Consider the following 21,036-nt stretch of genomic DNA (forward strand, 5'->3'; position numbering starts at 1 on the left):
ATTTGGTATAAAATATGACAATTATAGAAAGTGAGGTAAAAGTTAATAAACCGGTAAGCGAGGTATTTGCTTTCCTTTCAAACATGAACAATCATGAAAAATTGATGCCGGATAACATTTACAATTGGGTATCTACGGAGGATGAGGTGAGTTTTACCATCCAAAATATGGCGAAATTGGCAATCAAAATTTCTAGTCGGGTAGAAAATAAAGAACTAATTGCCATTCCAACTGAAAAAGCCCCTTTCGAAATCGAATTAAAATGGACCACCGAAGATAATGGTGATGGAACAACTACTGCAAAACATATTCTCTCAGCAGATTTGAATGTGATGATGAAGATGTTGGCTTCTGGCCCATTGCAAAAACTTGTAGATCATCAAACAGCGCAATTACAAGCAATATTAGGATAGTTAGTTAGTTTTTTGGTTATTTAGAGGGTTAGCGTTTAGAACTTTAAAGAAAATAAAAGATATAAAGCATTTGCAATAATTTGTAGATGCTTTTTTATGTGCTTTAACAAAGGTTTCGGTTTTCGCTTTAATTTAGCTTCTGCCCTTCCCATTTAGACCTCAGCAGCGAATCATCAATAATCGGTCAAAATTTCAGTATAAGATACTAAAAATCAGTAATTTAGTCATTAATTCAATTTGCGTACCGACAAAATTTCCGATTCTAAAATCTTATATGACGTGGCACTTGTTTTGAGCAAAAGCAAGTATGAACTTCAACAATTTTACTATAAAAGCCCAGGAAGCAATTCAACAGGCTTCTGAAATAGCCCAAGCAAATTCGCAACAGGCTATTGAACCCGCACACCTGCTTAAAGGTTTGCTTACTGTTGATGAAAACGTAGTTTCTTATGTTTTAAAGAAATTAAACGTTAACCTTAATATTTTAAATCAAAATTTGGATGCAGAGATTGCCAAGTTCCCCAAAGTGAGTGGAAGCAACGTATATATGTCATCCAATACGAATAACATTTTGCAGAAAGCACAATCTTTTTTAAAGGAATTTAAAGATGAATTTGTATCTGTAGAGCATCTTTTATTAGGGATTTTATCGGTTAGCGATAACACATCGAAATTATTAAAAGAACAAGGTGTAAATGAAAAAGACCTTAAAAAGGCTATTGTTGCCTTGCGTGGCGATAACCGTGTAACCGATCAAAATGCCGAAGCAACTTACCAAGCACTAAGCAAATATGCCCGTAATTTAAACGAATATGCCGAAAGTGGGAAACTCGACCCAGTTATTGGTCGCGATGAAGAAATACGAAGGGTTATTCAGATTTTATCGCGTAGAACGAAAAATAATCCAATTTTAATAGGCGAGCCAGGTGTTGGTAAAACCGCCATTGCAGAAGGCATTGCGTTTAGAATTATTAAAGGCGATGTACCCGAAAATTTAAAAAGTAAAACCGTTTATTCTTTAGATATGGGTGCTTTAATTGCCGGTGCAAAATACAAAGGCGAGTTTGAAGAACGCTTAAAGGCTGTGGTTAAAGAAGTTACACAAAGCGATGGTGATATTATTTTATTTATTGATGAAATACACACCCTAGTTGGCGCAGGCGGTGGCGATGGCGCCATGGATGCTGCAAACATTTTAAAGCCTGCATTAGCCCGTGGCGAATTAAGAGCAATTGGTGCTACAACTTTAGATGAATATCAAAAATATTTAGAGAAAGATAAAGCCTTAGAACGTCGTTTCCAAAAGGTGATGGTAGCAGAACCCGATACCCAAGATGCGATTTCTATTTTACGTGGCTTGAAAGAAAGATACGAAACGCACCACAAAGTTCGCATCAAAGATGAAGCCATTATTGCGGCTGTAGAATTATCGCAACGCTACATTGCAGATCGTTTTTTACCAGATAAAGCCATCGATTTAATGGATGAAGCAGCATCTAAATTGCGTATGGAAATGGATTCTGTTCCCGAAAATGTAGATGCTTTAGATCGTGAAATTATGCGTTTGGAAATCGAACGTGAAGCCATAAAAAGAGAAAAAGACGATAAAAAAGTTAAAGAACTGAGTGAAGAAATTGCCAATTTATCCGCAGAGCGGGATGAATTAAAAGCGAAATGGCAAGGCGAGAAAGATTTGGTTGATGCCGTAAATACGCAATTAGAACAAATTGAGCACTATAAACTAGAAGCTGAGCAGGCCGAACGTGCCGGAGATTATGGCAAAGTTGCCGAAATTCGTTACGGTAAAATTAAAGATGCGCAAGATAAAGTTGAAAAACTGAAAGCAACTTTAGAGAGTCAGCAGAGTGAAAGTCGCATGCTTAAAGAAGAAGTTACCGCCGATGATATTGCTGGCGTGGTTGGCCGTTGGACAGGTATTCCCGTTACTAAATTAATTGCTAGTGAACGCGAAAAATTATTGAACCTTGAAGATGAATTGCACAAACGTGTAGCTGGCCAAGATGAAGCGATTGAAGCGATTTCTGATGCGATACGCAGATCGAGAGCGGGTTTGCAAGACAAGCGCAAACCGATTGGTTCTTTTATTTTCTTAGGAACTACAGGTGTTGGAAAAACTGAATTAGCAAAAGCATTGGCAGAATTTCTTTTCAACGATGAAAACGCAATGACTAGAATCGATATGAGTGAGTACCAAGAGAGACATGCAGTTTCTAGGTTAATTGGTGCGCCTCCGGGCTATGTTGGGTACGATGAAGGTGGACAGCTAACTGAAGCTGTACGTAGAAAACCATATTCGGTGGTGCTGTTGGATGAGATTGAGAAAGCACATCCTGATGTATTCAATATCTTATTGCAGGTTTTGGATGATGGACGTTTAACAGATAACAAAGGCCGTTTGGTTAACTTTAAAAACACAATCATCATTATGACTTCCAATATTGGTTCTCATTTAATTCAAGATAATTTTAAAGCTTTGACTGATGAAAACCGCGATGAAGTAATTGCGAAAACTAAAAATGAATTGTTCGAGCTGTTGAAGCAGACGATTCGCCCTGAGTTTTTAAATAGGATTGATGAACTGATTATGTTTACGCCTCTGCAGAGAAGTGAGATTAGAAACATTGTCGATTTACAATTTGCACAGGTGCAGCAAACCTTAGCCGAAATGGGCATAACCATTGAGGCAAGTGTAGAAGCTTTAGATTGGTTGGCAGAATTGGGTTACGACCCACAGTTTGGCGCTAGACCATTGAAAAGGGTTATTCAGAAACGTATTTTGAACGAGTTATCGAAATCAATATTAGCTGGAAAAGTGGATAAAGACAGTAAAATTAAATTAGATATGTTCGACCATCAGTTTGTTTTTTTGAATGAAAAGGTAGAAAATTAGGTTAAGATTGAGGCTGAGGTTAAGCGCCACTATGAGCATAATTGCTTGTCGTGGCGTTTTACATTTTTTAACATTCTGTGATTGCGATATCGATTAAATTTCAATTAAACTTGTAAGTATAAACCACAAACTAATGAAATTTAAGATCTTCTGTACGTTCATCTTGATTATCTCGTGCCAAGCGCTTTTTGCACAACAAGATTACACCAAAATATTGCTGAAGAATGTGGTGCAATTACCGTTACCAGATAGCGGATCTTATGTTTCAATCTTTTTTACCAGTAACGAAAAACCACAGATTTTGGCTACTGCTAAATTCAGTGGAGACATCCCATTGTATGGGAGTGTTATTATGGCCTCAACCTTAGATAAAGGTAAAATTATAGCATTTGGGTCATCTGCCTATCTAAAGGAAAATTTGATTTCCAATACCTCGGTTAGCCAACTTTTGCAAAACTGTATAAATTGGCAAACTAATAACAAGAAAAAGCCAAAGCTTGTAATTTATAAAAATGAGAATTCGGCGTTACAGAATTTTCTTAAAAAGAATCGATTAAAAGCAAATGTCATTAAAAATTTTAAGCTTCTTAAAAAAGCAGATGTGGTATTTTTAAATGATGATGTTGTAGATAGTTCCGAACGAAAATTGCTCGAAAACTATTTACGTGCCGGAGGTAATTTGATTTTCGCATCTCCATACAATGAAATTTTTAAAAATCGTGACACAACAAACAGCTATACTGACGAACTGATCAAAATAAATGATGTTTTAGAAAAAAGTGGCATTTTTAACGCTTACACTTTATTGAGTTCATCCGCAAAAAATAATATGCTATCTACTAATGAGAAGCCTTTTTACTTACATATTAATACGATTATCAGCGAGCTCGCTAATCCTGCACATAAAGAAGATGATGAATATCAGAAGCAGTATTATATTATGCCTACAATTGCGATGAGTCTTTTTAGCAATACTTACGATTCACCATTAATAAATAAAATAAAAAGTACTTTTAAAACTACGGACAGTTTAATCAATCCGACACCTGAACACCCAATTGATGTTTCCACGATCTATAAGAGATGGCGATATTATTTTAGTACCTACATTTATCAAAGGCAACACAATAAAAATGAGCAACCCAACTTTGTATTTCCTGCAAGTAAGATTTTTCCTGGCGAAGTAGCCGATAGTACTAAACGAAGTAATGAAAAATTATCAATATCCATACAAGTAGGTTCGCAGGGGTTATCCGAACCGAATCCAGTTTATTACCGCCTGCACAGTACTGGTTTTTATGTGCAGGCTGGCGGAGAAGTAAAAATAATTCTTAATAAGACGTATTTGCCCTTAAAATTAAAAGCCCAAATTGGTATTCATAGTGATGATTTGTTAAGTACTGACATTACCTCATTAACCAGAATGGGTATAGACTTAACTAAAACTTTTGAGATTACAAGTGATACAACAATGATTGCATCGCCTTACGGAGGGTTACTTTATATAAATATACCCGATACAACAAAGTTGAAAAGCCTAACATTAAAGGTAAATGGAATTGTTAAAGCGCCATATTTTAAATTGAACGAGGTTACAGACCAAGCTTGGAAATCGATCAGGAATAATCCTGCGCCATGGGCAGAATTGGCAACAGACAATATTATTTTAACTGTACCCAGTTACCGTATTAGAAATTTGCAAAATCCATCTGCGTTGATGAAATTTTGGAACGAAGTGATGGATGCGGATGCAGATTTAGCCATCATTGATAGAAAAAGAACACACCCAGAAAGGGTAATTGTTGACAGACAAGTAGCTTATGGATACATGTTTACTCAATCTAATAAAATTGTAGTTCCTGATGACGAAAGTTGTGAATGGATGCTAGATGAAAAATTGATAAGAGAAAAAGGTTCATGGGGATTATTTCACGAACTTGGCCATCGTCATCAATTTTGGGGACTTGATATGGATGAAGTTGGCGAGGTAACTTGCAACTTGTATTCTATGTACATCTTTGATAAGGTATTGAAAAAAGGAATTTACAATCATGAAAATATTTCCAACAAAGAAGCCGTTTTAAAAAGAGTAAAAAACTATCTAGATAATAAGCCCGATTTCAAAAAATGGGGCGAAGATCCATTTACAGCCCTTTGTATGTATATACAGATTATTGAAAATTTCGGCTGGAAACCTATTTTAGATGCAAATGAAATATACCGAAAGATTGATCCAAAGACTTATAATTATGAAAATGCACTAAGCAATCAACAACGTATTGATCTTTGGTTTACCACTATTTGTAAAACTACTAACTCTAATTTATCGTCGTTTTTTGAAGTATGGAAAATACCAATTAGTGATGTAGCAAAAGCTGAAACTAGTGGCTATAAAAAGTGGTTTCCAAATGAACTTGGGAGTTATTTATCACATTAAATTAATAGTTACATAGTTTTATGGCAGTTAGTTGGCTTTTTAGGATTTATCAATCATTATATTAAATTTTCTACCTTAGCCGGAAAAAAATAATATGAATATCTTGCTCGCTTCTACTTCTACCCTATTTGGTGGCAAATATTTAGAATATCTAAAAGATGAATTAATTGATCTTTACACTGGTATTGATGAGATATTATTCATTCCTTTTGCGCGACCGAGCGGAATCTCTCACGAAGATTATACGGCGATAGCTAAATCATTCTTTGCAGCTATAAATATAAACGTTAAAGGTTTAAACGAATTTGACGATAAAATTAATGCTGTAAATAATGCTAAAGCCTATTTTACTGGCGGAGGAAATACTTTTTTATTGGTTAAAACTTTGCACGAAGAAAATTTAATGCAAGTGCTTAAAGAAAATATAAAAAATGGTAAACCTTATTTAGGATGTAGCGCTGGGGCAAACATTGGTGGTTTAAATATGAAAACAACGAACGATATGCCCATCGTTTATCCGCCATCTTTCGATTGTTTGGCATTGATTCCTTTTAATATAAATCCACATTATTTAGATCCTAACCCCGATTTAAAACATAACGGCGAATCTAGGGAAACAAGAATTATCGAATTTTTAACACAGAATGATATCACAGTAATTGGCTTACGCGAAGGGAATTGGATTAGAAGAAAGGGGAATGAAATTAAAGTAGAGGGCGCTGTGCAGACTAGAATTTTTAAGAAAGGTACAGCACCTTACGAAATCGAAGTAGGAACGCACTTGAAATAATCATTTATCAACTATTTCAAAACGGTGGCAAATTCAAATCCTCTACTAATTATTGCAAGTCTCTTATTTATAATTAACTTTGCGCTTTGCTAAAATGTACATTCTTCATCATTTAAAATTAATACGACGATGAAAGCATTTTTTAAAATTTATTAATGAACTCACTTAAATTAAATTAAAGATGAAAAAAATTTTTACATTATTATTTTTGTTAGCCATTGGCTACACACACGCAAATGCACAAGCTAGCGCTTACAAAGGCGAAGGCGATTTGCGTTTTCAAATTGGAGCTGATTTTCAAAAATACGGTACTGGCATAGTAACCTCTTTAGATTTGGGATTAGGAAAAAGCTTTTCTATTGGTGCACAGGCCGATTATTTACTTGGTGTTAAAACCTTCCCGCCTTTGAGCAAGCCAGGTTTTGGCGATAGATTTGACCTTAAGGCTAGATTTAATGCAAATTTGGGTAGCGTAATTGGTTTACCAGAAAATGTGGATGTGTATCCTGGTTTAAATTTAGGCTTAAAAAACTTTGGTGGCCATGTTGGTGCTAGATTATTTTTCGCACAAGGTTTTGGCCTTTTCGCCGAAGCACAGTTTCCAATTGCTAAATACAATACCAACGCAAACGGTTACGACAACTTAAATAATCAGTTCTCAGTTAATGCTGGTGTTGCATTCGATTTAGGGAAATAAGATAATTATAAATTAAACTGAAGCCACAGTCGGAAAGGATTGTGGCTTTTTTTGTGTTTAAAAAAAAATAATATTTAAACTATTGTATTTATGTATTTTTTGTGTTACAATTGAAGACACAAAAAACACACAAATGAAAAAACAATTTTTATTTACCGCCATGGCGGTAGCATGCCTTTCCGTGTCTGGATTAGCGCAAACGAAAGGAACATCCGCACTAAGTTTCGGCATCAATTCCAACACCACTAAAACAACTTACTCTTCGGCTGAGGTGAAAAACACGACCAACAACTTCTCGTTAGGTTATGGCTATTTTGTTAAAGACAATGCTAAAGTTGGAGTTGACTTATCCTACGGACATGGTAAATATGAAAATTTGAATAATCCGTCGAACACTTTGAAAAGTTATGGTGGTAATGTAAGTTATCAAAAATACTACCCTTTGTACAAAACCCTATATGCCTATGCAGGTGGAAAAGTTGGCTACTTTAGTACCAAAGAAGCTTCAAGCATTACAAATAATAATGCTGAACAAAAGTTTAATTCTAACCAATATTCATTAGGTGCAAACGGCGGTATTACATGGTTTGTATCAAAAAGGTTTGCTTTAGAGACAAGTTTGTTATCTGCTGACATCGTTTATTCTTCAACTAAACAAGAAAATACGCCTAGTATGGGCGCAAACTATAGTTCTGAATGGACAAATTTTAATTTTAGCAGTCAAGGTTTAATTAATAATTTAAGTTTTAAAATTTACATTTTATTTTAAGAATCCACGAGTTTCTTAAGTAATTAATACAAGTCCATTTCGAAAGAGATGGACTTTTTTTACGCTTTACAAAAATGAATTTATTAATTATTGCAAAATAAGTTGTAAATGGATAAATCCATTTGGGATATTGTGATTAGAATTATTAGCCCACGGTTGAAACCGTGGGCTAATGTTAAAACATGGGCTAGTAATTACAATACCAAACCATTTTAATGGTTTAACAGGGCACAAAGTCCAAATCGATAAATTCGTGTGCGAATAATGGCCAACCTACGGTTTCCACCGTGGGAGAAGCAAGCGAATCCAAACCATTTTAATGGTTTTTTGATTTTTCCCAAATCACGGTTCGAATGATGCCCAACCCACGGTTTCAACCGTGGGAGGAATGAGAAATAAAAAACCATTTCAATGGTTTAATTTGAATTTTAAAAAATAAATGGTTAATTTCAACATAAATTGTTGGTATCCAGTTATATAACCTACAATTCAATCTCAAATAAAATTAAAACGCCATGTCACACTCATATAACAAAATTTGGATACACGGGATTTGGGGAACTAAATTTAGAGTGCCATTAGTTCACGAAAATATAGAAAAAAGGGTTTACGATTTCATTACCGAGCAATTACGAGAACAAGGTTGTCTCCCTCGAATTGTTAATGGCATGCCAGACCACATTCATTGCTTATTTTTATTGTCTCGACAAAAATCAATAGCAGATGTTATGAAGCAGATAAAAGGAAGTAGCTCCCATTTTGTAAATGAAAATAACTTAATTTCCGAGCATTTTGCTTGGCAAACAGGATATGCTGCCTTTTCTGTGTCAGAGTCGGGAGTTGAAAATGTTTTCAAATACATACAAAATCAGAAGCAACACCACAAGACCAAAAGTTTTCAAGATGAATATGATGAGTTTTTGAAATTATATGGATTTGAGCCAGATAAGTAAATAATATTTCATTTCAGGAAATACTAGCCCACGGTTTCAACCGTGGGCAGGTGAAAACCGTGGGCAGGTGAAAACCGTGGGCAGGTGAAAACCGTGGGCAGGTGAAAACCGTGGGCAGGTGAAAACCGTGGGCAGGTGAAAACCGTGGGCAGGTGAAAACAGGAATCTAATGCGAATGAAAACGCAATTTATTATTTTAAAATTCCCGCCTATTTGCGAAGGACGCGAAGTGTACTAGCACTTACATCCTGATAAATCAACTACACCCAAAACGGATCAGCCATATTATCTTCGAATTTCTCTTCAACATGGAACGTTTCAATATCCTTTAATTGACTTTCTGTTGCATATTTCTGCACTTCGTTAAATAAAGTGCGTTCTTCAAACCTAACGTGATTTTGTAAAGTTTCTTCAATCGTCTGTAGTTTTTGCTCTAAATTCCCATCCGTTGTAAAAAGTTGAATCAAATGCTGGTGATCGCCTTTTGCCTTTTTAACCATTGGATGTTCATCGCCTAAAACAATAAAAACATATTTTTCCTCAATATCGAAATGTGGTAAGAGGTGCTGCTTAAAAAACCAATCGGCATACTTCTTTATCCTTTCGGGAGACACGCCTTTGTTTAACCCGTTTTTAATTTTCCAGCACAATAACAAAGCATGATGGTGTTCCCTACTCAAAGGCTTCAATATTTCACTTCGTTTAATCGGTTTCTCTTTCGTAATTGATTTCTGTTTTAAACGTTCTACAATTTTAAAAATATCTGGATCGGCATAAGTGCCATAACCGTTCACTACAATTCCCTTTAAACTGTGTTTTTGAGATGAAATTGCATACACAATCATTTCATCGCCAGGATCGGTTTCCCCATCAAAACGGTGGGTTTCATCAATTATAAATTCATCGGGCGAAAGTTGCTGTGCCGTTTGTTTACACACCAAGCAGTCTTGCTCTTTAAGCACTTCAAAATCTGTGGTATAACCTTTCTTTGCCAATTCATTCATAGCCTCGCTGGCGGTAGTGTAGTATGTTTGCCTTTTCATAACAGATTAATTTATCATGCTTTATTACTTACTTTTTAGTGCTAACCAATTAAATGCGCCAAACCATTCTCTACTGGCTCACACAAAACATTAATACTGTTTTCGGTAAATATGGTCTGGATAATTTCTCTACCTTTTTTATACTCGTTATGTATTGGGCACGGGTGTGTAGATGAGCATTTACTCAATCCCAAACCACATTCGGTAAAAATATCTTGCCCATCAATGGTATTTACAATATTTATAATGGGTTGTAAACGTTGCTGTTCGGTAATTAAAAAACCTCCTGTAGGGCCTTTAATACTGTTTATGATTTTCTGTTTTACTAAATTTTGCAATAGCTTACTTACCGTATGCTCACTCGCATTGATGTGTTGCGCAACCTCTTTCACTCCCGCCTTCTCGTTACGAGCAGATTTTGACGCCAAATAGATTACTGCTTTTATCGCTGTTTTACAAGTGTTACTTAACATATTATGCGTTTAAAAATTCGTTTCCCTCTTCCGAAATCATATCCGGATTCCATGGTGGGTTAAAGGTAAGTTTTACGTTAATTTCGTAATCTTGAAATCGCTCTTGCATTGCCTGAGTAGTTGCATCTACAATCGATTCGCCCATTGGACAAAACTGCGTGGTAAGCGTCATAATTACCGTAATCAAATGTTTGTCTTCATCAAACTGAATTTCGTAAATTAAACCCAAATCTACAATATTCAATCCAATTTCTGGATCCATTACATAGTATAAACCCGATAAACCAATTGTACTTTTAAGCTCGTTATTTGTAGTTACGTTCATTGTAGTTTTGGTTGATGAAATAATATCGTAAATACATTAATGTTGTAAAATACTGCGTTGATTACCAATAATATAGCGCCTATATTTAGTGTAATCGTATTTGTATTGATAATACCAAAGCTAAGGATGGTGAACCCTAAAAAGTAACTGATCACGTTGGCCACAAAAATTTTAGATTTAAAAAGTTCTTTTGGATTTGGCGTTTTACCTAAACCAGCAATATGATGGTAAACTTTGTTCCAAACGATAAAAGGTAATGTTTTAAAAGTCATACCCAAAATAATTGCTGTAATAAAACCAAAAAAGATGGTAAAGCCATAAAGCATTACAAATTGTTGATGCCCTAAACTAGAAAAAATTAAAATTATGCCAGTAATTACAACCAATGGAATGCCAATTAATGCAACTGATACCATAGAGATTTTTACCTGTCCATCTATTTTTTTACGAATGCGCAATCGGTAAGCTTTATAAATATATCGGCTAAATAATATTAATGTGGCAAGTATAAATCCTATCGGCATTAAGCTAAAAACAATATTTGCACCTAGAGTAAAAGTGATGATAAACGTAATTAAACCTGTATTAATTAACCCATAAATCCACCATAATATTTTTGTGTTTTCATATTTGGAGATTAAAAACATCGGAATTAGCCTTGCGCCTACGCCAACAATCATCAATAAAAACCAACCAATAATACCCAAGTGTGCATGCAGAGATAAGTAATAAACTGATGATTTAGAAAATATAGGTGTTTGAAAATTGCAAACAAGTAGCAAGCCAACAAAGGTGGTTACCAACAGCCAAATTACCGCGGTAAAAGCCGAAACAGCATGTACGTTAGTTTTTTTACTTTTAACAATGCTGATGGTTAAATTGATTAAATAACTAATTACGGCAAAGTTGATAAAGACTGCACCAAAATCGGCCATTAAACCAAAATTCAAATTGTAAAAGGCATAAACTAACATTGGTATGCCAAGCGCACTGGAAATGAACGATATATGCGCCAAATGAATGCTGTGGAGTTTACCTTTTATTAATACCGGGAATAATTGATGACTGGCGCCCAAAATCATCATTGTACCCCAGCCTAATGCCATTGTATGCGTAATTGCCAAGGTTTTTCCATTAAAGTGATGCTGCGTAAAGGAATCAACATTAAAACTAATTAAGAGAGTTGCCACTAAAAAAGACAAAGCTGCATAAGCATAAAATGGAAGTACTACACGGTAATCGGTGTTTTTTATCGGACTATTGGTACCTGCCGTGAACATTTTAGTTTTTATAAATTAGTAAATGTACTTCGCTGTCGCTTATTTCCTGAAGGCGATATTCGAGCCCTTGCTCGGCCAATTCTGGTAATAAAAAAACTGGAATTCTTTTATGGTAAACAAATAAAGCGGTGTTTAGTGGCAGTTTTTCCAGTTCGCCCAAAATGGTATGCATTGGTTTCGGCATTTCCATTTCCCTAACATCAACAGTAATTAAATTATCTTTAAATCGTTCCGTTAAGCTATCCCATTCGCTACCACTAGCCTTTTCAAGCTTTTCGTCAACAGCGTTTTCAACTTCTAAAGATTTGTAAAAATAAGTTTCAATATGCTGATCTGTTATTTTATCGACGTAAATGATAAAACCTTTTTTTTCGAGCATTTTAACCAGTGGAATAGGCTCAAAAGTATTAATTATTTTAAGCGCATGTCCAGTTTTTAAAATTTTAACCCTTTCCAAAATTGCATTTAAAGGGTCTTGTCCAGATGACAATAGTTCTCTTACATCAAACTCAGCAACCTGGTCTTTTGTAACTTGAGCAACAAATGCAGGCACATCATTAGGTTCAGTCTCGGTAGAAATAACTTCATTATCAACCTCAAATCCTAAAGGCCGTAACTTAGCAAAAAACTCTTCGGGCGCATTACCTACCATTTTAGAAGCCATCGCAATACTGGTTCTATTGGCTAAAATTTTCCTCAATATGGGGTTTCGCAATTTTTCCAATTTCGGATTTATGCTTACAATCGCTTCCAGAGCATCTGGATTCAATTTTATAATCCTCCCGATTTTAGAATTTACATTAATCTTTTCCATGGTATTTGTTAACATTTGTTTGGGTAAATTCAACTCACTTACCCAAACAAATGTATGTTATGAAATGTATTTACATTTTAACGTACTGATAACTAATTTTTTAAGCTTTCTTGTAACTTAATCATTTTAGGAAAAAGGATATTGTTTTCTAAATGAATGTGCAAGAATAAATCATCTTCAAAATCTTGTAACAGCTTAAAAGTAAGTGCATAGCTTGCACAACTATCGGCTGGCAAGGCATAATTATTTGTAATCAACCTTATGCGCTCCAACATTCTGCCAACAGCATCGTGTTCGGCTTCCATCTCGGCAATACTGGCAATTTTCTCCTCATTTAAAACCGAATTTTTATCAGCTTTTACCAATTCCTTCACGTAAGGGAATAAAATGGTTTCTTCGCTTACCATGTGCTCGGTTAATTCGTTCGCAACTGATTTTGTGAGTTCGTAAACTTCGGTCAGTTCTGAATGCCCGCTGCCATGCACCTGCATAATTTTTTTGCTATAGGCAAGTAAATCAGGAATGCTTTTCTTTACGTAACTATGGTGCGTGTTTACAATATAATCTGCTAAAAAATCAATCGGCCATGCATCATAAGGTACGCCTTTTGTTAGCTGCACTTTATCCAATTGTTGCAATTCCTGCTCCACCTTGGTTACATCTAAGCCTTTATCGGCGCAAGCTTCTTTAACTGTTTTTTTACCACCACAGCAAAAATCTAATCCATATTTTTTAAATATTTCAGCTTTACGTAAATCCTTTACTGCAATTTCGCCCAAAGTTTCTTCGCACTCACCTGTAATATTTTTACGAATTTTTACGCGCCACAATTCTGGCCCATCTTCTAAGTATTCCCATGTAAATACATTTCCTCTTTCGCCTAAAAGTTGGTAATATAAAGGTTTAGGGTCATGGTCGTTATGGATGGTTAAACTTTCGCCCTCCTCCAATGCATCATAATGTTGAAAAATTGTAGGGTGTTTTACTCTTGGATCTAGAACTGTTACGTCTAAAATGTTTTCTAATGTAGCTTCCATTTTTGTGAAGTGTTTGGTTAAATTTATTTTAATCTTAAATCAAATATTAATTATTTATCATGGCGTAAAATTAGACTTTTATTTTAAATAAAAGTATTAAAGTACTTTTATTATTTTAATAGAAATGTAAAGTTTTATTTTTGTGTTTGTTGAGAAGATTTAAGCGTGTTTCCCATCCTATTACAATAGCTTTTCTATCATAAAAATTTGAGTTTTCACATTAATTTCAATGTTTTGAATTACTGCATCTTACTTCTATCCTAATTTTTTGGGTGGAGGTATTTACAATTGCAAAAAATGGAAACTGTCCAAATAATGTTTACTTTCGAAATCCATTTTGGAAAATTCAAATATTATGAAACCGAGGTTAGCTATACTTTCCGATTTATGGGGAAAAGAAAAATCAGATTGGATCAAATACTATCTTGATACGCTCAAAATATATTTTGATATAAGTTATTTCGATGTTTGTGACTTGGGATGTATTGATAAAAGTGATTATTCAGAGAAAGCTATTCATCAGCAATTTATTGCCGGTGGGCTTACGCAAGCAATTGAGCGTTTAACAGAGGAAGACCAAAATTTCACGTATATTTTAGGTTTTAGTATCGGCGGATACATCGGCTGGATAGCCATTTTAAAGGGATTAAAGGCAAAATATTTGTTTGCAATATCTTCTACTCGGCTGCGATATGAAACAGCTAAACCAAATGCACACATCACTTTAATTTTTGGAGAAAATGACACCTATAAACCTGCAGATGATTGGTTTAAACAAATTGGTTTACCGACGAAAATTTACCAAAATAGCACGCATGAGTTGTATAAGAATGAAGAAATTGCAAACAAAATTTGTGAGTTTATTATTAAAACAGCCATGGCAAGCCACATTAGCGATTAATTTTTCTGCCAAAATAAGCATGATTATTACCGTTTAATTGATTATATATTTATAAAACGTTGATAACTAATCAAATGTGAGTAAGTTGTATAAACACTTCACTTTCAAATTCGTTAAGCTATTACACTTAAATATAGAGCTTATGAACAAGTGCATCTATGTAGTTGAGGATAATCCTAACATCCGCGAGATTATCGAGTTTTTACTAGTCGAAGAATTTTACGAAGTAAAAGCTTGCCAAAATTCTAAAGCTTTTTGGCGAGAGATGAATGTACAACTTCCGGATATGGTAATTTTAGATATTGTGTTACCCGATGGAAATGGAATAGACATTTGCACAGCTCTAAAAGAAAATGTAAAAACTCGTCGAATTCCGGTAATGATGATGTCGGCAAACAACTATTTGAATACGGTAAAAGCGAAATGTGCAGCCGAAGATTTCATAAATAAACCTTTCGATCTGAATGATTTTGCCCAGCGTGTAGCGCAGTTTTTGGCCAACTAGCTTATTGTGCAACAATTTTATCAAATAGTTAAACCTCATTTCACAAATTTTAATACTTTTGCAACCCGCATTTTTTTAAGGCGGCTTGGGCTAAAGCATTAAATTTATGAGCACCTTTTTGTACGGAATAGATTTTGGAACAACCAATTCGGCACTCTCAATTTTTGATGAGGATAAGCAGGAAATTATTGAAACCATCTCTATACCTTCATTAATATATTTTAAACACGTTACTAATATTTCCGACCCGTATCCCTACGTAATCGGCGAAAATGCCATTGCATCTTATTTGGAAGAAGGAATGAAGGGGCGATTCATTAAATCTATCAAACAGATATTATCTCGATCAACATTTACCGAAACACGCATTCAGAATAGAAGATATACAGCATCTGATTTAGTTACGCTGATTATTAAGGATTTAAAAGAAAAGGCTGATGTGATTACGGGCGTTGATTGTAAAAAGGCGGTTATCGGGCGACCAGTATTTTTTGATGATGAAAGTACCCAAAAAGACACATTGGCTCAAACTCGATTGAAAAAAGCTGCTGAAAATGCAGGCTTTACCGATTTGCGATTCCAGTTTGAACCTATTGGCGCTGCATTTGCCTACGAAAAAACTATTGTAAATAGAGAAAGGGTATTGGTGGCCGATTTAGGTGGTGGTACGACCGATTTTACTTACTTAATATTAGATCCAAAAAAAGTAGGCACCAAAGATCGGCAACAAGATATGATTGCTTCTGGCGGTATTTATATAGGTGGCGATAGTCTGGATTCTGCCTTTATGTGGGATCGCGGTACGCCTTATTTCGGCAAAGGCATTCAATATGAAGCCACACCTGGTAAGGTTTTAACAGTGCCTATGTCGTTATTTGCAAATATTTGTACATGGGATAAGATGAACTTTTTTAACGGCCTAAGAATAAAGAACGACATTGAAGATTACTACTACTATTCTAACAACAATCCTAAATTCAAAAACTTAATTACACTCATCGATCATAATTTGGGGTATTCTTTATTTCGATCCATAGAAGAAACTAAAATTCTGCTTCCTTCAGCTAACAAAGCGGTGTTTAAATATAAAAATTTGGATATTAAAATTAATGAAGAAATTAGCGCTGATGGTTATAACGGAATCATTTCGAAAGATATTTTGCGGATAGATGAATACTTAAACCGTTTTATGTTGGAAAATAACTTTAATGCAGACGACGTTGATTGTTTGTTTTTAACAGGTGGAACATCTATGGTGCAGGCGGTGCAGGATTTATTTAAGACTAAATTTCCGAATACCTCAATCAATTCTGGCGATAATTTTAAGAGCGTGGCGAAAGGTTTGGCCTACAGTGGTTATTTGTTCGATTAGGCTAGAGAAAATTACGTTTTGTTACGCAATTAAACGGCTACGTGTTGGAGTATTGCAGTAACGCGCTCGCTTAAAACTTCTACATGATGTAGTGTATGCAACGGAATCGGCATAAAATCTCCAGCTTTCATAAATCTAATTTCTTCGCCAACTACACATTTACATTCGCCTTCTAAAATTAAAAAGCTTTCATGTTCATTTTTATGTGTTTCTTGTTCAATATCAGTCATAGAAACTACAAGCATTTGACACACACGCTCATCTTGGCGCAAAATTTTCACTGCTTTTCCATACTCAAAAGCAGGAATATCAGTATTATTTACTAAATTTTGCCATTTTGAAAAATCAGAAAATTTGTGAATTAATGGCAAATTACTTAAATCATCAAACTGTTCATTTTCTGATTTTAAGATGCTGTTTATGGTAATGTCTTCTAAATGTGCAGCAGGATTACTGGCATTTAAGTTTGCAAAATTTTCTAAACACGCTTCAATTTCGAAAAGCTCATCTTTTAAGATAGGATATTTTACAATCATCGCTTCAACTTCCAACCTTTCGGCAGGCGAAAGGTCATCAAGAACATAAAGTTCTAAAATTCCACTTTCTAAATAAAGCTGTAAATCAATCATATCCATTAACGAGATGTAATTATGTTATTTGGATACGAAGATAGGTCTTTTTTTGAAATAAAAATATCGCGAAGTAAAAAAATGAACTTTAAACAAATGGCTACGAGTTTATTACTTTTTTTTCTGAGGTTTTAATTGTTCACTTTCCTGAATGGATTTTCCTTCTGTTTCTACCTCAACTTGTTTTGTAGTTACCGCATAATCGGCAGGATGAATCTCCGAGCCATACTTTAAGGCATAGGCTTTGGTAAATTCGGCACCAAAATATAAAATAATTGAAGAGTAATAAGTCCACAAAAGCAGTACAACCAATGAACCCGCTGCACCATAAGTACTGCCAATATTACTTTTGCCAATGTAAATGGAAATCGCAAATTTACCAATCATAAATAAAATTGCGGTGGTTAACGCGCCGGCAAATACATCCTTCCATTTAATTTCAGCATCGGGTAAAACTTTATAAATTACGCCAAAAATTGAAGTGATTACAACCACTGTTATTGCGAGGTTCAATACATAAAAAACCACAACTGAAATGTCTTCAAATTGAGCTTGTAACCGACTGCTAAATGCATCTAATAACGCATTTACCCCTAGCGAAACCAACAATAAAAAACCTAAACTGATAATTACCGAAAATGATAAAAATCTACTTTTCAACAATTTAAGCCATCCTCTCTTCGGTTTTGGTTTAATACCCCAAATTGTATTAATAGAGTCTTGAATATCCGCAAAAACAGTAGTTGAGCCAACGAGTAAAGTTACCAAACCGATAATAAAAGCAATATTTCCTTTGTTTCCTATAGATGCTTTTTGAATAAGTTGTTGCAGTTGAATGGCTGTATCATTGCCTAAAAAGTTTTTTAATTGATCATAAACTTGTCCTGCCGCTGCCTCTCTCCCCAAAAAAATGCCACATAGCGAAATAATCACAACCAAAAGTGGTGCCATAGAAAAAACAGTGTAATAGGCCAAAGAACCACTCATTTTGGTTATTTTATGGTCAGAAAAACCAGCGAACGAATTTTTTAGCACTTCCCAGATACCTTTAAAGGTTAACTTTCTATGCGTGCCGCTCTCACTCCTATTTTTACTTAAACTCATTCTTTTCTATTTTCTTGTTCTAATTCAAACATTTGTTAACCATTTCTATGAATTAAACCCCACAACTAAAAATTAGTTTAAAAAAAATTGAATATGTTCTTAATGAAGAGGAATTGTTATCAACGATATGGAATAAAACTCATCGGACATAAAAAAAGCACCTTTTTAAAAAGTGCTTCCTACTAAAAATTCCAATTTCTATCTTTTGTACTTCGATCGAATTTTTTTTCTTTTCTGAATGTAATCAAAGCTCATCAACCCAATAATCAATAATATAACATAAACTGTTCCGCCAGAAATATAAATTTTCTCTAAATAATTCATATATAAGTTTTTAAGTTCCGTACCTTATTTTACTAGTTTAATAACGATATGCTGATTGTTGTTATTGCATCGCTTCTGCGAAAACATGCAAATTCGGTGATTAAATGCAATGCACTTTGCAGTAAAACAATTTATTAAAATAAACGAAATAAAATCAAATTTAGTTTTTTTGAAAGTGGAATTAATTGCCGTTTTTATACTTCTACATAAAAACTAAATTAACCTTTTTGTTAAAAAACGCTAAACTTTATCAAATTTTCTATTTTAAAGTTACTTTTGTCATTAGTAAATTGCATCAAATTGCTAACCATCTAAAATTTGTTAACCTCGCCAAATGAAAAGTATTACCGATAGGCATGAATTTATTATCACAAAATTAAAAGAAAACGGAAAAGTTAACATTACCGAGTTAATCGATTTAATGGAAGTTTCTGGCGTTACCATCCGCAAGGACCTTAAGCTATTAGAAAATAAGAGCTTATTGTTTAGAACCAGAGGTGGCGGTTCAATTAAAAACCCCTATGCCAACGAACGAAGTTTTGAAGAGAAGGTGCTGATTAATGCCCGTGAAAAGCAAAAAATAGCAAAACTAGGATTGACCTTAATCAATGATTGCGATTCGCTCTCTTTAGGTCCTGGGACAACAGTTTTTGAATTGACCCGAATTTTGCATCCCACAAAACCGTTAACGGTAATTACGCCTGCACTTAAAGTTAGCTTAGAATTAAGCAACCGCCCTAATATAGAAGTTCTACAACTGGGCGGAATGATTAAGCCGAATTCTTCTGCTGTTGTTGGTGCGCACGCAGAAAGCTTACTCGGCGAAATTTCTTGTTGCATGCTATTTTTAGGCGTTGATGGAATCGATTTAGATTTCGGTTTTTCTATTACAAACATACCCGAAGCCATGTTAAATCAACGGATGATTAAAAGCGCACAAAAAGTTGTTATTCTTGCAGATAGCTCGAAATTTGATAAACGTGGATTAGGGAAAGTTTGTGGCTTCGAGCAAGTTGATTACATCGTTACCGATGATAAAGTTTCTGCCGACATTGTGCAACAAATCGAAGAAAAAGGAGTAAAAGTAATAATCTGTTAAACGTTATATTATTTACATATCTTAAACTGGCGTTTTATTTTACAACGAGTTTCTAAGTTTTAAGTAGAAAGGTACCTGAAATTTTTCAGTTTCATTGTTTAATATAAATTCGGCTGCTTTGCTTCCCAACATCATGAAATCGGTCGATATTGTGGTAATTCCGTCTAATATTATTCGCTTTAAAGGGGTTTCATTGTATGAGATTACGCCAACATCTTTTCCTACTTTAAGCTTTAAAAGAATTAACCGCTCAATTAAGGTAACTAAATCATCCTCCATAAGGTTGATGTAAACTTCGCCAATATTAATTTCCTCTTCCATAATGTTGTGTATTACTTTATGGTTAAAAGCGTATTGCTGACAAAATTTATAAAAGCCGTTTAAAATTTCTTGCGGAAAATAGCTATTTCGGGGGAAGATAATTTTAATGGTATTGTACCGCTCCAATTTGGGCAAAGCCTGCTCTAACGCAGCATAAATATCTTGCGCAAAATTTTCGTAAACTGCGCCGTAATCGCCTGTTACTCCCGGCAGGAGCTTATCTAAAATTATTAATTTTTCTTTTGGTATGGTGTTGATTATTTCGTACGCATTCTCACCACCTTCTAAAAAATGTGGCACAATCACAAAGTGAGAATAATCGTCTTTTTTACCGATAAGCAACTTTTTGAAGAGCGCAAAATCGTTGTTGTAAATAAATAAATCTATGGTGGCTTGTTCGCCTATTGTTTTGGTAAAAGAGTCGTAAACAATTTTTTTGTGCGTACTCAATTTGTTAAAAAGCAAGCATATTTTAAATTTGCGCAAAAAATCGGTATTTGTAATAAAATATCCTTTACCAGGTACCGATTCTACTACGCCGAGCTTGCGTAAATACCGATAGCCTTTTTCTGCAGTATCTCTCGACATCTCCAATCTAAAGCTAAGCTCATTGATAGATGGTAGAAGGCTTTTCTTCTTCAACTTACCACTTTCTATAGCTGCTAAAATAGCATTTGTTAATTGCTTATATTTTGGTGTTGATGAAAATTCATCAACATGAATGTGGGATATGATATCTTCTGGCTTCAAAATCTAAATGTTTTGGCTAATGAATTTCTAAGTTAAGAAAAATTGAAATGAAATTAACTGATTAATGCATCGGTTTTAAAAATTAAAAA

At 34.6% G+C, this 21,036-nt stretch carries 20 protein-coding genes; 11 read left to right on the forward strand and 9 right to left on the reverse strand.

The features are described 5' to 3' along the window. Positions 1-14: 14 nt before the first annotated feature. From EZJ43_RS15700 to tnpA, 7 genes are all read left to right on the forward strand, one after another. Positions 15-413 carry an SRPBCC family protein gene (locus EZJ43_RS15700; RefSeq protein WP_133263669.1) on the forward strand — a complete coding sequence of 133 codons (399 nt, stop codon included), beginning with the start codon at positions 15-17 and terminating at the stop codon, positions 411-413. Positions 414-720: 307 nt separating this feature from the next. After that, positions 721-3,324: an ATP-dependent chaperone ClpB gene (gene clpB / locus EZJ43_RS15705; protein ID WP_133263670.1), complete on the forward strand. Its 2,604-nt coding sequence runs from the start codon at positions 721-723 to the stop codon at positions 3,322-3,324. Between the two features lie 133 nt (positions 3,325-3,457). Continuing rightward, the gene (locus EZJ43_RS15710) at positions 3,458-5,761 is read left to right on the forward strand and encodes a M60 family metallopeptidase (protein ID WP_133263671.1); all 2,304 of its coding nucleotides are present in this window, start codon (positions 3,458-3,460) and stop codon (positions 5,759-5,761) included. A 94-nt stretch (positions 5,762-5,855) separates the two neighbouring features. Then, entirely contained in the window at positions 5,856-6,551 is a 696-nt protein-coding gene (pepE, locus tag EZJ43_RS15715) for a dipeptidase PepE (RefSeq protein ID WP_133263672.1), read from the forward strand. Between the two features lie 181 nt (positions 6,552-6,732). Then, positions 6,733-7,248: a DUF6646 family protein gene (locus EZJ43_RS15720; RefSeq protein WP_133263673.1), complete on the forward strand. Its 516-nt coding sequence runs from the start codon at positions 6,733-6,735 to the stop codon at positions 7,246-7,248. Between the two features lie 133 nt (positions 7,249-7,381). Beyond that, positions 7,382-8,017, forward strand: a complete 636-nt coding sequence (locus EZJ43_RS15725; RefSeq protein ID WP_133263674.1) for an autotransporter domain-containing protein — start codon at positions 7,382-7,384, stop codon at positions 8,015-8,017. Between the two features lie 515 nt (positions 8,018-8,532). After that, entirely contained in the window at positions 8,533-8,970 is a 438-nt protein-coding gene (tnpA, locus tag EZJ43_RS15730) for an IS200/IS605 family transposase (RefSeq protein ID WP_133263675.1), read from the forward strand. Between the two features lie 260 nt (positions 8,971-9,230). On the opposite strand, the gene EZJ43_RS15735 is transcribed toward tnpA, so the two are convergent. The 6 genes from EZJ43_RS15735 to ric form a co-directional block, all read right to left on the reverse strand. Next, positions 9,231-10,013 (reverse strand): hemerythrin domain-containing protein, encoded by a 783-nt coding sequence (locus tag EZJ43_RS15735; protein ID WP_207924641.1) that lies wholly within the window; start codon positions 10,011-10,013, stop codon positions 9,231-9,233. Positions 10,014-10,054: 41 nt separating this feature from the next. Beyond that, positions 10,055-10,486 carry an RrF2 family transcriptional regulator gene (locus EZJ43_RS15740; protein WP_133263676.1) on the reverse strand — a complete coding sequence of 144 codons (432 nt, stop codon included), beginning with the start codon at positions 10,484-10,486 and terminating at the stop codon, positions 10,055-10,057. Between the two features lies 1 nt (position 10,487). Next, positions 10,488-10,811, reverse strand: a complete 324-nt coding sequence (locus EZJ43_RS15745; RefSeq protein ID WP_133263677.1) for a metal-sulfur cluster assembly factor — start codon at positions 10,809-10,811, stop codon at positions 10,488-10,490. Continuing rightward, positions 10,808-12,091, reverse strand: coding sequence for a cytochrome C oxidase subunit I (locus EZJ43_RS15750; protein ID WP_133263678.1), 1,284 nt, complete (start codon positions 12,089-12,091; stop codon positions 10,808-10,810). Before EZJ43_RS15750 ends, EZJ43_RS15745 begins: the two co-directional genes overlap by 4 nt. A 1-nt stretch (position 12,092) precedes the next feature. Next, a complete protein-coding gene (locus tag EZJ43_RS15755) occupies positions 12,093-12,905 on the reverse strand; it encodes a DUF2249 domain-containing protein (RefSeq protein WP_165953192.1) in 813 nt (270 codons plus the stop codon). Positions 12,906-12,997: 92 nt separating this feature from the next. Continuing rightward, entirely contained in the window at positions 12,998-13,942 is a 945-nt protein-coding gene (ric, locus tag EZJ43_RS15760; RefSeq protein WP_133263680.1) for an iron-sulfur cluster repair di-iron protein, read from the reverse strand. 355 nt (positions 13,943-14,297) lie between these two features. On the opposite strand from ric, the gene EZJ43_RS15765 reads away from it, so the two are divergent. From EZJ43_RS15765 to EZJ43_RS15775, 3 genes are all read left to right on the forward strand, one after another. Then, positions 14,298-14,843, forward strand: coding sequence for an alpha/beta hydrolase (locus tag EZJ43_RS15765; protein WP_133263681.1), 546 nt, complete (start codon positions 14,298-14,300; stop codon positions 14,841-14,843). A gap of 142 nt (positions 14,844-14,985) precedes the next feature. Continuing rightward, positions 14,986-15,348, forward strand: coding sequence for a response regulator (locus EZJ43_RS15770; RefSeq protein WP_133263682.1), 363 nt, complete (start codon positions 14,986-14,988; stop codon positions 15,346-15,348). 106 nt (positions 15,349-15,454) lie between these two features. Next, complete coding sequence (locus EZJ43_RS15775) at positions 15,455-16,720, forward strand: Hsp70 family protein (protein ID WP_133263683.1); 1,266 nt, start codon at positions 15,455-15,457, stop codon at positions 16,718-16,720. 29 nt (positions 16,721-16,749) lie between these two features. Here EZJ43_RS15775 and EZJ43_RS15780 read toward each other — a convergent pair whose 3' ends face one another. Next, positions 16,750-17,349 carry a cupin domain-containing protein gene (locus EZJ43_RS15780; protein ID WP_165953193.1) on the reverse strand — a complete coding sequence of 200 codons (600 nt, stop codon included), beginning with the start codon at positions 17,347-17,349 and terminating at the stop codon, positions 16,750-16,752. A gap of 111 nt (positions 17,350-17,460) precedes the next feature. Next, entirely contained in the window at positions 17,461-18,453 is a 993-nt protein-coding gene (locus EZJ43_RS15785; protein ID WP_133263685.1) for a YihY/virulence factor BrkB family protein, read from the reverse strand. A 658-nt stretch (positions 18,454-19,111) separates the two neighbouring features. On the opposite strand from EZJ43_RS15785, the gene EZJ43_RS15790 reads away from it, so the two are divergent. Continuing rightward, entirely contained in the window at positions 19,112-19,876 is a 765-nt protein-coding gene (locus EZJ43_RS15790; protein WP_133263686.1) for a DeoR/GlpR family DNA-binding transcription regulator, read from the forward strand. Between the two features lie 39 nt (positions 19,877-19,915). On the opposite strand, the gene EZJ43_RS15795 is transcribed toward EZJ43_RS15790, so the two are convergent. Continuing rightward, entirely contained in the window at positions 19,916-20,947 is a 1,032-nt protein-coding gene (locus EZJ43_RS15795) for a GntR family transcriptional regulator (RefSeq protein ID WP_133263687.1), read from the reverse strand. Positions 20,948-21,036 lie beyond the last annotated feature (89 nt).

Origin of the sequence: Pedobacter changchengzhani (assembly GCF_004354365.1) — a bacterium.
Lineage (GTDB): Bacteria > Bacteroidota > Bacteroidia > Sphingobacteriales > Sphingobacteriaceae > Pedobacter > Pedobacter changchengzhani.

Excerpts from the sequence above, each read along its gene's own strand:
- EZJ43_RS15700 (WP_133263669.1), top strand. The coding sequence starts at position 15 with ATGACAATTATAGAAAGTGAGGTAAAAGTTAATAAACCGGTAAGCGAG.
- clpB (WP_133263670.1), top strand. The coding sequence starts at position 721 with ATGAACTTCAACAATTTTACTATAAAAGCCCAGGAAGCAATTCAACAG.
- EZJ43_RS15710 (WP_133263671.1), top strand. The coding sequence starts at position 3,458 with ATGAAATTTAAGATCTTCTGTACGTTCATCTTGATTATCTCGTGCCAA.
- pepE (WP_133263672.1), top strand. The coding sequence starts at position 5,856 with ATGAATATCTTGCTCGCTTCTACTTCTACCCTATTTGGTGGCAAATAT.
- EZJ43_RS15720 (WP_133263673.1), top strand. The coding sequence starts at position 6,733 with ATGAAAAAAATTTTTACATTATTATTTTTGTTAGCCATTGGCTACACA.
- EZJ43_RS15725 (WP_133263674.1), top strand. The coding sequence starts at position 7,382 with ATGAAAAAACAATTTTTATTTACCGCCATGGCGGTAGCATGCCTTTCC.
- tnpA (WP_133263675.1), top strand. The coding sequence starts at position 8,533 with ATGTCACACTCATATAACAAAATTTGGATACACGGGATTTGGGGAACT.
- EZJ43_RS15735 (WP_207924641.1), bottom strand. The coding sequence starts at position 10,013 with ATGAAAAGGCAAACATACTACACTACCGCCAGCGAGGCTATGAATGAA.
- EZJ43_RS15740 (WP_133263676.1), bottom strand. The coding sequence starts at position 10,486 with ATGTTAAGTAACACTTGTAAAACAGCGATAAAAGCAGTAATCTATTTG.
- EZJ43_RS15745 (WP_133263677.1), bottom strand. The coding sequence starts at position 10,811 with ATGAACGTAACTACAAATAACGAGCTTAAAAGTACAATTGGTTTATCG.
- EZJ43_RS15750 (WP_133263678.1), bottom strand. The coding sequence starts at position 12,091 with ATGTTCACGGCAGGTACCAATAGTCCGATAAAAAACACCGATTACCGT.
- EZJ43_RS15755 (WP_165953192.1), bottom strand. The coding sequence starts at position 12,905 with ATGGAAAAGATTAATGTAAATTCTAAAATCGGGAGGATTATAAAATTG.
- ric (WP_133263680.1), bottom strand. The coding sequence starts at position 13,942 with ATGGAAGCTACATTAGAAAACATTTTAGACGTAACAGTTCTAGATCCA.
- EZJ43_RS15765 (WP_133263681.1), top strand. The coding sequence starts at position 14,298 with ATGAAACCGAGGTTAGCTATACTTTCCGATTTATGGGGAAAAGAAAAA.
- EZJ43_RS15770 (WP_133263682.1), top strand. The coding sequence starts at position 14,986 with ATGAACAAGTGCATCTATGTAGTTGAGGATAATCCTAACATCCGCGAG.
- EZJ43_RS15775 (WP_133263683.1), top strand. The coding sequence starts at position 15,455 with ATGAGCACCTTTTTGTACGGAATAGATTTTGGAACAACCAATTCGGCA.
- EZJ43_RS15780 (WP_165953193.1), bottom strand. The coding sequence starts at position 17,349 with ATGATTGATTTACAGCTTTATTTAGAAAGTGGAATTTTAGAACTTTAT.
- EZJ43_RS15785 (WP_133263685.1), bottom strand. The coding sequence starts at position 18,453 with ATGAGTTTAAGTAAAAATAGGAGTGAGAGCGGCACGCATAGAAAGTTA.
- EZJ43_RS15790 (WP_133263686.1), top strand. The coding sequence starts at position 19,112 with ATGAAAAGTATTACCGATAGGCATGAATTTATTATCACAAAATTAAAA.